This is a genomic window from Kitasatospora sp. NPDC096128, from assembly GCF_040303105.1.
Classification (GTDB): Bacteria; Actinomycetota; Actinomycetes; order Streptomycetales; family Streptomycetaceae; genus Kitasatospora.
The window spans coordinates 94,639-105,876 of the sequence record NZ_JBEOSP010000032.1; the positions used below are offsets into that span (position 1 = coordinate 94,639).

The 11,238-nt window shown below is 74.7% G+C and carries 13 protein-coding genes; 4 read left to right on the top strand and 9 right to left on the bottom strand.

Annotated elements, in window-relative coordinates:
• Positions 1-18: 18 nt before the first annotated feature.
• Both ABTY61_RS29830 and ABTY61_RS29835 read right to left on the bottom strand, forming a co-directional pair.
• Positions 19-444: a hypothetical protein gene (locus tag ABTY61_RS29830; RefSeq protein ID WP_350508213.1), complete on the bottom strand. Its 426-nt coding sequence runs from the start codon at positions 442-444 to the stop codon at positions 19-21.
• A 117-nt stretch (positions 445-561) separates the two neighbouring features.
• Positions 562-1,305, bottom strand: a complete 744-nt coding sequence (locus tag ABTY61_RS29835) for an SDR family oxidoreductase (protein ID WP_350508214.1) — start codon at positions 1,303-1,305, stop codon at positions 562-564.
• Positions 1,306-1,433: 128 nt separating this feature from the next.
• Between ABTY61_RS29835 and ABTY61_RS29840 the strand changes: the two genes are divergently transcribed.
• Positions 1,434-2,033 (top strand): TetR/AcrR family transcriptional regulator, encoded by a 600-nt coding sequence (locus ABTY61_RS29840; RefSeq protein ID WP_350508215.1) that lies wholly within the window; start codon positions 1,434-1,436, stop codon positions 2,031-2,033.
• A gap of 80 nt (positions 2,034-2,113) precedes the next feature.
• On the opposite strand, the gene ABTY61_RS29845 is transcribed toward ABTY61_RS29840, so the two are convergent.
• Positions 2,114-2,704: a TetR/AcrR family transcriptional regulator gene (locus tag ABTY61_RS29845; protein ID WP_350508216.1), complete on the bottom strand. Its 591-nt coding sequence runs from the start codon at positions 2,702-2,704 to the stop codon at positions 2,114-2,116.
• Between the two features lie 120 nt (positions 2,705-2,824).
• Here ABTY61_RS29845 and ABTY61_RS29850 point away from each other — a divergent pair, with 120 nt between their 5' ends.
• Positions 2,825-3,844, top strand: coding sequence for a glycoside hydrolase family 113 protein (locus tag ABTY61_RS29850; protein ID WP_350508217.1), 1,020 nt, complete (start codon positions 2,825-2,827; stop codon positions 3,842-3,844).
• Between the two features lie 132 nt (positions 3,845-3,976).
• Here the strand turns inward: ABTY61_RS29850 and ABTY61_RS29855 are convergent, their stop codons facing one another.
• From ABTY61_RS29855 to def, 3 genes are all read right to left on the bottom strand, one after another.
• A complete protein-coding gene (locus ABTY61_RS29855) occupies positions 3,977-4,495 on the bottom strand; it encodes a hypothetical protein (RefSeq protein ID WP_350508218.1) in 519 nt (172 codons plus the stop codon).
• A gap of 74 nt (positions 4,496-4,569) precedes the next feature.
• Positions 4,570-4,938: a hypothetical protein gene (locus ABTY61_RS29860; RefSeq protein WP_350508219.1), complete on the bottom strand. Its 369-nt coding sequence runs from the start codon at positions 4,936-4,938 to the stop codon at positions 4,570-4,572.
• A gap of 4 nt (positions 4,939-4,942) precedes the next feature.
• Positions 4,943-5,575: a peptide deformylase gene (gene def, locus ABTY61_RS29865; RefSeq protein WP_350508220.1), complete on the bottom strand. Its 633-nt coding sequence runs from the start codon at positions 5,573-5,575 to the stop codon at positions 4,943-4,945.
• Positions 5,576-5,658: 83 nt separating this feature from the next.
• Between def and ABTY61_RS29870 the strand changes: the two genes are divergently transcribed.
• Positions 5,659-6,192: a helix-turn-helix domain-containing protein gene (locus tag ABTY61_RS29870; protein WP_350508221.1), complete on the top strand. Its 534-nt coding sequence runs from the start codon at positions 5,659-5,661 to the stop codon at positions 6,190-6,192.
• 54 nt (positions 6,193-6,246) lie between these two features.
• Positions 6,247-6,780: a hypothetical protein gene (locus ABTY61_RS29875; RefSeq protein WP_350508222.1), complete on the top strand. Its 534-nt coding sequence runs from the start codon at positions 6,247-6,249 to the stop codon at positions 6,778-6,780.
• Positions 6,781-6,786: 6 nt separating this feature from the next.
• Here ABTY61_RS29875 and ABTY61_RS29880 read toward each other — a convergent pair whose 3' ends face one another.
• The 3 genes from ABTY61_RS29880 to ABTY61_RS29890 all read right to left on the bottom strand — a co-directional run bounded on the left by ABTY61_RS29880 (position 6,787) and on the right by ABTY61_RS29890 (position 11,095).
• The gene (locus ABTY61_RS29880; protein ID WP_350508223.1) at positions 6,787-8,736 is read right to left on the bottom strand and encodes a serine/threonine-protein kinase; all 1,950 of its coding nucleotides are present in this window, start codon (positions 8,734-8,736) and stop codon (positions 6,787-6,789) included.
• Between the two features lie 126 nt (positions 8,737-8,862).
• Entirely contained in the window at positions 8,863-9,798 is a 936-nt protein-coding gene (hemC, locus tag ABTY61_RS29885) for a hydroxymethylbilane synthase (protein WP_350508224.1), read from the bottom strand.
• Positions 9,799-9,844: 46 nt separating this feature from the next.
• Positions 9,845-11,095: a hypothetical protein gene (locus ABTY61_RS29890; RefSeq protein WP_350508225.1), complete on the bottom strand. Its 1,251-nt coding sequence runs from the start codon at positions 11,093-11,095 to the stop codon at positions 9,845-9,847.
• Between the last annotated feature and the right edge of the window lie 143 nt (positions 11,096-11,238).

Below are 11,238 nucleotides of genomic sequence, written 5' to 3' on the forward strand. Positions count from 1 at the left end.
TGGTGAGGTGGTGACGGCTCAGGTGTCGTAGCAGCCGTCCCAGGGGGCGTGGAAGCCGAGGCCGTCGGGGCGGAGCTCGACCCAGGGGCCCTCGTCCTCCTCGCCGGCCTCGTCCTCTTCGGCCTCGTCCTCGTCGAGGACGAGGCCGAAGATCACGCCGTCGGCCTCCACGGAGAACTGCGCGATCGCGATGTCCCCGTATGCGCGGCCGGGCAGGGCGTCCAGCCACTCGTCCAGCAGCCGACGGGCCTCCGCCGCCGTGCCGACCGCCCGGATGCTCGACTCCAGGTGCCGGCCGGCCGGGTCGAAGCGGTGCAGCACGGCGTACGGCCGACCCTCGGCCCACACGGCCGAGGCGAGGAACTGGCCACCCTGCCAGCGGCCGATGGTGTCCGTGCGCCAGTCCGGCTCGTGCCGGATCGGGATCAGTGCGGGTACGTTCATGTTCGAACCCTAGGCCCGACCTGTGGGGACGGCCCGGCCGGGGTGCTCCCGAGCCGGGCCGGGCCGTCACATCATGCGGTGGTCAGCGGTCAGCGGTCAGCGGTCAGCGGTCAGCGGTCAGCGGCCGGTCGGCAGGTTGGCCCCGCCGGTGCAGTCGAGCACCACACCGGTGACGAAGGTGTTGGCGGCGAGCATGTGGATCGCCCGGGCGACGTCCTCGGGGCGGCCGACCCGGCCGACCGGGGTGGTGGCGGCCAATCCGTCGAAGAGGGCGGTGCGCTGCTCGGCGGGGACGCGGTCCCACCACGGGGTGTCGATGACGCCGGGCGAGACGGCGTTGACCCGCAGCGGGGCGAGCTCGACGGCCAGTGGCGGGACCATCGCCTCCAGGGCGCCGTTGATGGCGGCCAGTCCGGCGGTACCGGGGATGGCGGCGCGGGCCGAGGCGGCGGTGATCAGGGTGATCGAGCCGTCCGCGCGCAGGTGCGGCAGGGCCGCCTGCACGACCTGCACCTGCGGCCAGAACTTGGCGTTGAAGCCGGTGGCGAGGTCGGCCAGGTCGAGCCGGGCGAACGGGCCGCTGCCGGCCGCGCCGCTGACCGCGACCACCAGGTGGTCGACGGCGCCGAGTCCGGCGAAGAAGTCCGCGACGGCGGCCCGGTCGGTCGCGTCCACCGGGTGGCCGGTGGTCTTGCCGCCGATCCGGGCGACGGCGGCGTCCAGCCGCTCGCGGTCACGGCCGGTGACCACGACCTCGGCGCCGTCGGCCGCGAAGGCGGTGGCGCTCGCCTCGCCGATGCCCGAGCTGCCGCCCATCACGACGACGCGCTGTCCGGTGAAGAGGTTCGTTGCAGTGCTCATGGTTCTGGCCCTTCCGGCGCATTCGGCAACTTGTCGAGACCAACGGTTTCGGTAATGATGCTTGTCGAGACTGCTAGTCTTGTCAAGTGGGAGCAGAAGGACCGGGCAGGAAGAAAGAGACCTCACCCATGAACGAGACCGACCCCCAGGCCGCCCGGCCGCACACCGGCCGCCGCCGCAACGAGGCGGCCCACCGGGCGATCCTGGACGCGGCACTGCAGCTGCTCGCCGAATCCGACGGCACGCCCGTCACCATCGACGCCATCGCCCGCGCGGCCGGCGTCGGCAAGCAGACCGTCTACCGCTGGTGGCCCTCCAAGGGCGCCGTCCTGCTGAACGCCCTCACCGACCGCGCCGACCAGGACGTCAGCGACCACCCGGACACCGGCGCCCTGCGCACCGACCTGCGCGCCTTCATCGGGACCACCTTCGACGCCGCCCAGCAGAGCACCACCGCCTCCGCACTGCGCACCCTCGTCCACGAGGCCGCCCGTGACCCGCACCTGGCCGAGCTGATGCAGACCTTCACCGCCACCCGGCGCGGCGCGCTGCACGAGCTCCTCGCCCGCGGCCGCGAGCGCGGCGAACTGGCCGGCGACGCCGACCTGGACCTGATCGTGGACCAGGTCTACGGGGTGTTCTGGTACCGCTTCCTGCTCGGCCACGGCCCGCTGGACGCGGCCGCCGCCGACCGCCTCGCCGACACCCTGGTCGCCGGCAACGACTGACCGGCAACGACCGTCCGGCAATGACCGAGGGCCGCCCCCCGGACAGGCCCCGACCGGACAGGCCCCGACCGGGCGGCGCCCTACCCGGGCGTGCCCCGGCGCCGGACCAGCGGCAGGTATACCTCGTCGACGATCTCCACCAGCACGTCGTCGGGCGCGCTCGGTACGCCCCGGACGACGAACTCGTTGCGCAGCAGCACCACCGCCACCGTCGCCACCCGGGGGTGCAGCACCTCCGGCGCCGCCTCGCCGCGGGCGACGGCCCGACCGAGCACGGTGAGCCAGGGCGCGGCCGCGGCGTCGCCGGACTGGTCCTGCAGCTGCGCCAGGACCTCGCCCGCGCCGCCCGCGGCGGCCAGCAGGTCGCGCAGCACGCCGCCGAGCGGGGAGCTCCAGTGCCGGTTCGCCTGGCGCAGCAACTCCAGTACATCGCCGCGCAGTTCACCGGTGTCGGGGAGCGGGGCGGCCTTGGCGAGCTGCTTGTAGCCGGCGACGCCCAGGGCGAGGCGGTTCGGCCAGCGCCGGTAGATGGCGTTCTTGTTGGTGCCCGCACGGGCGGCGACCCGGTCCATGGTCAGCCCGGCGTACCCGGACTCGGTGAGCTCCGCGACCGCGGCCGCCAGGATCGCCTCCTCCAGCGCCGCCCCGCGCCGCCGCGTCTGCCCGGCCATGCTCCCGCTCCGCCCTCGCTGCCGCCCGTACCGCCCCCATGCTTACTTGCCATCCCGCCCCGAGGGCAACTACGGTACTCGCCGTACCGTAAGTTTCCGATCCTCCGAAGGCAGGAGACCATGCGCGCCAAGGGAATAAGCTACGACACCGGATTCATCAGGAACGGATCGTACTCTCGCAAGCTGTTCGACCCGAAGGTCGTCGAGCGCGAGCTGCGGATCATCCGCGACGAGCTGCACTGCACCGCCGTCCGGATCATGGGCGGCGACCCGGACCGGATCGAGCTCGCCGCCGGGTACGCCGCCGCGCTCGGGCTGGAGGTCTGGTTCTCCCCGTACCCGCTGGAGCTGACCACCGAGGAGATGCTGCGGCTGTTCGCCGACTGCGCCGAGCGCGCCGAGCGGCTGCGGCGGAGCGGGGCCGAGGTGGTGTTCGTGGCCGGCGCCGAACTGAGCCTGATGAACCCGGGCTTCCTGCCCGGCGACAGCACGGACGAGCGGGTCGCGCTGCTCGCCCGGCCGGAGGAGGTGCGCAAGCACCTCGGCACGGTCAGCGGCAGGGTCAACGCCTTCCTCGGCGAGGCGGTGGCCACCGTCCGCGAGCACTTCAACGGGCCGCTCACCTACGCCGCCGTCCCGCTGGAGCGGGTCGACTGGACGCCCTTCGACCTGATCTCCCTCGACCTGTACCGCTCCGCCGAGATCGCCGACCGCTTCGCCGACGGCGTCCGCGACCTGACCAGCCAGGGCAAGCCGGTCGCCATCACCGAGTTCGGCTCCGCCACCTACCGGGGCGCGGGCGACCGGGGCGCGCTCGGCCTGGAGATCGTCGAGTCGGACGCCGACGGCCCGGTGCGCCTCGACGGCGCGTACGAGCGCGACGAGCCCGCCCAGGCCGGGTACGTCCGCGAGCTGCTGGCGGCCTTCGACGCGGGCGGGGTCGACGCCGCCTTCGTGTTCACCTTCGCGCTGTACGACTTCGTCCACCGCCCGGACGGCGATCCGCGCGAGGACCTCGACCTGGCCAGTTACGGTGTCGTCAAGGTGTACGAGGACCGCCCGGGCGTCAGGTTCCCCGGCCTGCCCTGGGAGCCGAAGGAGGCCTTCACCGCGGTCGGCGAGTACTACCGGACGCACTGACGCACCGGCTCATCGACGCGCCGACGCACTCACGCGCCGACGCACTCACGCACTGACGCACGCGCGGCTGCGCGGGAAGTCCGGCCGGTCCGACTTCCCGCGCAGGCGCTGAGGCAGGCGCCGACCGGGCGCTCAAGCGGTGCGACGGCGGTAGTAGGCGACGCCGAGGGCGATGGTGATCGGACCCCAGAGCGCGGCCGGGCTGACGCAGACCCGGCACAGTGCCTCCCACCAGCCGTTGCTGAACCCGACCTCATCCAACACCCCGGCCCAGGCCAGCGGTTGGAGCCCGAAGAGCCCGAACAGCACCAGCCCGCCCAGCAGCGTCGCGATGAGCGGCCCGAGCGGCGGCACCCGGCGCCCCCGCAGGAACGGCACCCAGCGCGGGAACACCTCGCCCCAGCCGCTGACCAGGCCCAGGGTGAGCAGCGCAAGCGCCTCGGTGATCAGGCTCAGCCCGAACACGTACGGAGTGGCCCACCAGACGTAGGGCGGGCGGTTCGGGTCGACCGTGCCCATCGAGAAGTCGAAGGCGAACGGCAGCCGCCACAGGCAGTGCGGCAGCAGGATGAGCGGGAGGGCTCTGGCCGAGCGCAGGGCCCAACGGGGGACGGGGCGTTCGGTGTCACCGACGGGGATGTTCTTCAGCATGGGTCCACCCTCGCCCCGGCCACCCCGCCGCCACCTCGACCGCGCGGCCGAACCCCCTCCCCCGGCAGGGCTATCTACGCATGCGCCAGGAGGCTGACGTACCCCCGCTCCGGACGCTCCGGCCGGGCCTGTTCCAGCCGGGTGGTGACGGTGAACCCCGCCCCGGCCAGCAGCGCGACCAGGCGTCCGGCCGGGACGAGGTGGGAGGCCCAGGTCACCGGGTGCCCGTACGCCGAACTCGGCCGGGGCTCCTCGTCGCCGGTGTGCCCGCCCAGCAGCAGGTGCCCGCCGGGGGCGAGCACCCGGTGGAACTCGGCGAAGGCGGCGAGCATCGCGCGCGAGAGCGGGTCCATGCCCTCGGGCGGGACGACGCGGCGGAGGTAGTCGGCCGCGACGGTGTCGTAGGACTCGCGGACGGCGGTGAGGTGGGCGGGTTCGGTCATCGCGTCACCCTATTTCGGCCATCGCGGCCTCGGCGGTCTCGGCGGCCATCGCGGCCTCGGCGGCCTTTGCGGCCCTGGCGGCGCGCTCGGCGAAGACCTTCGCGCGGCGGTCGGCGGTCTGCTTCAACATCCGCTTGCGGTCGCGGGCGGAGAGCCGGTCGAGGTAGAGGCCCCCGTTCAGGTGGTCGGTCTCGTGCTGGAGGCAGCGGGCGAAGTAGCCGGTGCCCTCGATCGTCACGGGTTCGCCGTGCTGGTCGACGCCGTGCACCACCGCGCGGGCGGGGCGGGCGAGGCGGGTGTTGGCGCCGGGCACGGACAGGCAGCCCTCGATGTCCTCGATCAGTCGGCGGCCGGGCTCCTGGTCCTCGACCACCGGGTTGAGCACGTGTCCGACGTGCCGGACGCCGTCCTCGTCCGTGCAGTCGTAGACGAACAGCCTCAGGTCCACGTCCACCTGGTTGGCGGCGAGGCCGCAGCCGTCGGCGACGTACATGGTGGCGAACATGTCGTCGACGAGCCGGGCCAGTTCCGGGCTGCCGAAGTCCTCCTCGCCGGCCGCGCGGCAGGTGCGGCCGAGGATCTCCTCCCCCACCTCGGTGATCCGCAGGACGGTCGGACGCTCGCGCAACTCGGACACGGGTGCTCCCCTTCGATGGACTCGTCCAATGGACTCGTTCGATGGACTTGCTGTCAGCTTTGCAAAGTAGCAGACTTTGCAAAGTGACCGAACACCTCGTCAGATCCGGCGCCCTCGCCGAGCACGCCGTGCGCACCGCCCTGCTGGAGCTGCTCGCCGAGCTCGGCACCCTCACCTCCACCGAGGCGGCCGCCCGACTCGGCCTCAGCTCCGGCCTGTGCTCCTTCCACCTGCGACAGCTCGCCCGCTACGGGCTGATCGAGGAGGCCCCGGCCGGCGACGGCCGGGCCCGTCCCTGGCGCCTCCCCCGGACCGAAGCCCAGGCCGAACCGCCCGCCCGAGAAGACGAGTTCGGCGAACTGGCCCGGGGCCTGGAGGACGAGAGCCACCGGCGCTGGCTCGCCCGGCGCAGCGAGGCCCCCGCCGAGTGGCAGCGGGACGAGGCGTTCAGCGCCGTCGTCCACCTGACCCCGGCCGAAATGGCCGCCGTCGGCGAGGAGGTGCGCCGGATCCTCGCGCGCTACCGCGACCGCGAGGCCGACCCGGCCGTCCGGCCCGCCGGGGCCCGCCCGGTCGCCGCCGTCACCCGGCTCTTCCCCCTGTTGGAAGGGCACTGAGACCGCCGGGCCGACACCAGAACCGGACGGACGTTCGGCGCGTCCGTTTGAGGCGTGATCAGTGCGGTGCTCGGCGGGATGCCGATGTTCTGGCCCGGACTGCTGCTCTCGCTGGTACCGGCGGCGCTGCTGAACCGGCAGGTGGGGCGGCTGCTGCGGGCCCATTGGGTGGTGGGCTTCCTGCTGCTGCTCGGCCTCGGCGGGGTCGTCGTGGCGACGCTGCTGCCAGAGGCGTTCCGACTGTCCGCGGACGCCGTGCGGCACTGCACCGTCGAGGGGGCGCGGCCCCGTTCGCCGCACGAGCTGCTGCACGTGCGGCACATCGAGCTCAAGCTGGCGACCTACGCCCCGGTCGGCTTCGCCGCCGCCCTGGCCGGGACCAGGCGGCGGGCGGTGGCGGCGCTGCTGGGCGCGGCGGTGCTGCCGTTCGCGGTCTCGGCGGTGCAGTACGCGGTGCCGTCGATCGGGCGGGCCTGTGACGTGCAGGACGTCTGGGACGGGGTGCAGGGGGTCGTCCTGGGGGCGGCGACGGGGCTGGCGCTGGGACCGGTGGTCCGGCGGGTGGCCCGGGCGCGCACCGCGGGCTGAGCGCCGTCACTGCACGACCAGGTACCGCTGCTCGCTCCCCCCGCTGACGCAGCCCCCGCCGGCGACCGGCCCGCCTCTGCAGTCGCCCGGCCCCGAGGTGAAGACGGTCCAGATGTACACCCCGGGCAGTTTCGGCGTGTACGTGGTACTCAGCGCGGTCTGCCAGGGCAGGCGGTCCCAGTCGGTGGCGCCCGGCGTCAGGATGTTCACGGTGGAGGTGGTGCCGGCGGTCGCCCAGTCGAACTCGACCGGCTTCCCCACCGGGACCACCTGCTGGTCCTTCGGGAAGACCGGGATGGGGGCCGAGGGGGCGGACTTGACCGGGTTGGTGGTCGCCTGGTCCTGCTCCGTCTGCACGTTGAGGTAGCGGGTGGCGCTCCAGCCGCTGCCGATGCTGCCGCCGGCGGCGTTGGCGCCGACCACGGCCCACTGGTAGACGCCGGCCTCGGTGGGCTTGAAGGTGCAGTCGGCGGAGGTGAGCCAGCCGGAGGCCTGCCAGGGCTGGGTGCCGTGCCGGGTGTAGACCTTGGTCACCGCACCGGCCTTGTTCCAGCTGAGCACCAGCGAGCGGCCCAGCGTCAGGGTGTCCCGGTCGGCCGGGGTGAGCAGGCCGGAGGCGTGCGGGGTGCCGTTCGGCACCGCCGCGGGCGGGCCCTGGTTGGTGCTCGCGTCGCCCCCGGAGCCGGCCGAGCCCCCCGAACCGCCGGTGGAGCCGCCGGTCACGCAGTCCGGCGGGCCGCCGTCGTCCTTGGCGACCACGAAGCCGCCGTTGTCCAGCCCGCTGCCGCCGCCCTTGTCGTGCTGCAGGTACACCGGCACCAGCACCGCGGCCGCGACCAGCGCCAGCGCGCTCGGCAGCACGATCCGGAGCCGCCGCGCCCGGCGCCGCCGGGCCACCGCGTCCGAGGGCTCGGTGCGCGCCCAGCCGCCGGCGCCGTACGGGCCGGCGCCCAGTAGGGTCGGCACCCGGGTGGACGGCACCCGCCCGGGCGGTACCGCCCCGGGGCCCGGGCCGGGCGCGACCAGCGGCGCCTCCGGGACGGCGGGCCGCACCCGCAGCGCCTCCGGCAGCCAGGAGCCGGTCGGCCCGTCGTACCCGGGCGGCCCGAGCCGCTCCACCAGCTGGGCGGGGGTGGGCCGGTCCTCGGGGCGGCGGGACAGACAGGCGGCGACCAGCGGGCGCAGCGCCTCGGGCACCTCGCTGAGGTCGGGCTCGGTGTGCAGGATCCGGTAGAGCAGCACCTGCGGGTCGCCGCCGTGCCCGTACGGGGCGCCGCCGGCGGCGTGGCAGAGCACCCGCCCGAGGCTGAACAGGTCGCAGGCGGGGCTGAGCGGCTCACCCGCGATCTGTTCGGGGGCCATGTAGCCGGGAGTGCCGATGACGGTCTGGGTGCGGGTGATCGAGGCGCCGTCGAGGGCGCGGGCGATGCCGAAGTCGATGACCCGCGGGCCGTCGTCGCTGAGCAGGACGTTGGAGGGCTTGAGGTCGCGGTGGACCAGCCCGACCGCGTGGATCGCCGCCAGGGCCTCGGCCAGCCCGGCGCCGAGCACCCGCAGGACGGGTTCGGGCAGCGGGCCGTGGGCGGCGACGGCCGCCTCCAGGGACGGGCCGGGGATGTAGGCGGTGACCAGCCAGGGCGGGTCGCCGTCCGGATCGGCGTCGACCACCTGGGCGGTGTGGAAGCCGCCGACCCGCCGGGCGGCCTCCATCTCCTGGGTGAAGCGGAGCCGGAAGCGGGGGTCGGTGGCGAGGTCCCAGTGCACGCACTTGACCGCGACCAGCCGCCCGCCGGGCGAGCGCCCGAGGTAGACGACCCCCATCCCACCGCTGCCGAGCCGGGCCAGCAGCCGGTAGCGGCCGCCGACCGTCGTCGGGTCGGTGGGTCTCAACGCCTCCACGTCCACCCCCGGCGTGCGCGTTCCACGGTCCGCGGGGCCGACGGCAGCTGAGTACACGTCAGCTGCTTTTCCCCGCACGGGGAATCATCTCAGCCGTACGTCTTCGGAGCCAGTTCACGAAGGCAAAGAGATGGCGCCACCCCTGCCGCGAGATCCACAGGGCACGCGGGACCGCGCCGGGCCTCAGTGCGGGATCGAGGAGATCAGCTCGTGCGCCCCCTGCCGCTTGAGCGCCAGGGCGACGGAGGTGCCGAGGTCCTCCGGGGTGAGCGCGCCCGCCCACTCGTGGGCGTCCAGCACCCGCTTGCCGTCCGGGGTGAAGACCCGGCCGCGCAGCGAGAGCCGGCCGTCCGCCTCGGCCCGGGCGAAGCCGGAGATCGGGCTGTTGCAGTGGCCCTGCAGCACGTGCAGGAACATCCGCTCGGCCGCCGCCTCGCGCCAGGTGTCGTGGTGGCCGAGCCCGGTGACCGCCTCGATGGTCGCGGCGTCGTCCTCGCGGCACTGCAGCACGAGGATCCCGGCGCCGATCGGCGGGCACATCTCCTCGATCGGGAGGACCTCGGTGATCCTGGCCCGCTCGCCGATCCGCTCCAGTCCGGAGACGGCGAGCAGCAGCGCGTCGACGTCCCCGGCGGCCAGCTTGGCGAGCCGGCTGTTGGCGTTGCCGCGGATCGGCACGCACTCCAGATGCGGGTGGGAGGCTGCGAGTTGGGCGATCCGGCGGACGGAGGAGGTGCCGATCCGGGTGCCGGGCGGGAGTTCGGCCAGGGTCAGGCCGCCGGGGTGGACGAGCGCGTCGCGGATGTCGTCGCGGCGCAGGTAGGCGGCGAAGACGGTGCCGGCGGGCAGCGGGCGGTCGGCGGGCACGTCCTTGAGGCAGTGCACGGCGACGTCGGCCTCCCCGGCGAGCAGCGCGGCGTCCACCTCCTTGGTGAACGCGCCCTTGCCGCCGAGGGCGGCGAGGTCCCCGGTCCAGCGGTCGCCCGAGGTGGTGACCGGCACCACCTCGGTGCGCAACCCCGGGTGCAGTACGGCGAGTTCGGTGCGGACCCGGTCGACCTGGGCGAGCGCCATGGGCGAGGAGCGGGACACGATGCGGATCAGCTCAGCGGTGGCCATGGCGCGATGATAGGCGCTCGAACACCTCCGGTTGACATCACGTCAGCTACTCGGCGTAGCGGCGCAGCGCCACCGTCCGCTGGACGTCCGCCATGAACCCGCCGACCGTGCCGAGCGCCGTACCGGCCGCCACCAGCAGGCTCGCGCCGCTGAACGCGTACCCGTCGGCCGCGTCGACGGCGGTCAGCGCGAGCGTGGGCAGCACGGCGGCCAGGCCGGTGCCGAGCACCTCCGCCACGGCGAGCCGACCGCGCAGGTGGTCCAGGAACTCGACGGTCGGGCGGCCGGGCCGGATCCCGGGCACGAACCCCCCGGCACGCTTCAGCGCGTCCGCGTCGGCCGCCACGGACCGCCCGGCCGCCACGGCCAGCCCGGCGCCCACGGCAGTGAGCGTGAACAGGAGTGCGAGGTACGGCAGCCGGGACAGCGGGAAGGGCGCGAGCAACAGGGCCGCGGCCACCGCCGGGATGAACCCGCGGTGGCTGAGCACCAACGGCAGGTAGCCCGGCTCCCGGCCCGACCGCGCCCCCATCATCCGCCGCGCGTACTGGACCGGGACGCGCCGCTCGCCCTTGCGCCCGGCGATCACCAGCGCGCTGGTCGCCACCAGGGCGAACAGCACCGCCGCGAGCACCAGCGCGTAGCCGCCCGGGCCGGACTCCCCCTCCACCGACCACAGTTGGCCGGGCAGGACGGCCAGCACCTGGGCCAGCAGCAGCACCGACACCCCGTCGCCGAGGCCGCGCCGGCTCATCCACCGGGCGAGCCGGAGCACCGCCATCGCGCCGGCCGCGGTGCAGCCGGTGATCACCGCGACGGCGGGCGCGCCGTGCAGCCGCAGCACGCCGTCCCCGGCCGCCGGGGTCGGCAGCAGCCGGCCGGAGTCGGCGGCGAGGCCGAGCGCCAGGCCGCCGAGCAGGCCGAGGGCCAGGGTGGCCCGGGCTTCGAGCCGCCGCATCCCGGCGCGGCTGCCGTCCAGGTGCTCGGGGCGCAGCGCGGCGAGCCGGGGGTGCAGCCGGGTGAGGGCCAGTACGAGCGGTCGGGCGAGGAAGACCACCAGGACGCCGAACGGGAGCACCGCCAGCCGGTACAGCCCGCCCCCGGTCACCAGGTCGACCAGGCCGCGCAGTTGGTCGCCCGGCAGGACGCGGTCGGCGGCCCGCCGCAGGACCACCGGGTCGACGCCGGGCAGCGGCAGGCTCTGCCCGAGCCGGAACAGCACGACGCCGCCGAGCGTGGCGGCGGCCCGCGGGCCGAATCCCGCACGTCCCGCACGTTCCGTACGACTGGCGGCCATTGGCCTCAACTCCCCCGGTGTCGGCGGGAGGTGGGACGCGTCGGACGGCCGGCAGCTGAGGCGGGTAGGCGAAGCGCTTGGGGCGGCCGTCCTCGCTGCGCGGGCCGTCGCCGGGCCGGTCCTCGTCGGGCTCCTCCGGGACG

Coding starts and splice junctions, on each gene's coding strand:
- ABTY61_RS29830 (WP_350508213.1), bottom strand. CDS start 444: ATGAACGTACCCGCACTGATCCCGATCCGGCACGAGCCGGACTGGCGC.
- ABTY61_RS29835 (WP_350508214.1), bottom strand. CDS start 1,305: ATGAGCACTGCAACGAACCTCTTCACCGGACAGCGCGTCGTCGTGATG.
- ABTY61_RS29840 (WP_350508215.1), top strand. CDS start 1,434: ATGAACGAGACCGACCCCCAGGCCGCCCGGCCGCACACCGGCCGCCGC.
- ABTY61_RS29845 (WP_350508216.1), bottom strand. CDS start 2,704: ATGGCCGGGCAGACGCGGCGGCGCGGGGCGGCGCTGGAGGAGGCGATC.
- ABTY61_RS29850 (WP_350508217.1), top strand. CDS start 2,825: ATGCGCGCCAAGGGAATAAGCTACGACACCGGATTCATCAGGAACGGA.
- ABTY61_RS29855 (WP_350508218.1), bottom strand. CDS start 4,495: ATGCTGAAGAACATCCCCGTCGGTGACACCGAACGCCCCGTCCCCCGT.
- ABTY61_RS29860 (WP_350508219.1), bottom strand. CDS start 4,938: ATGACCGAACCCGCCCACCTCACCGCCGTCCGCGAGTCCTACGACACC.
- hemC (WP_350508224.1), bottom strand. CDS start 9,798: ATGGCCACCGCTGAGCTGATCCGCATCGTGTCCCGCTCCTCGCCCATG.
- ABTY61_RS29890 (WP_350508225.1), bottom strand. CDS start 11,095: ATGGCCGCCAGTCGTACGGAACGTGCGGGACGTGCGGGATTCGGCCCG.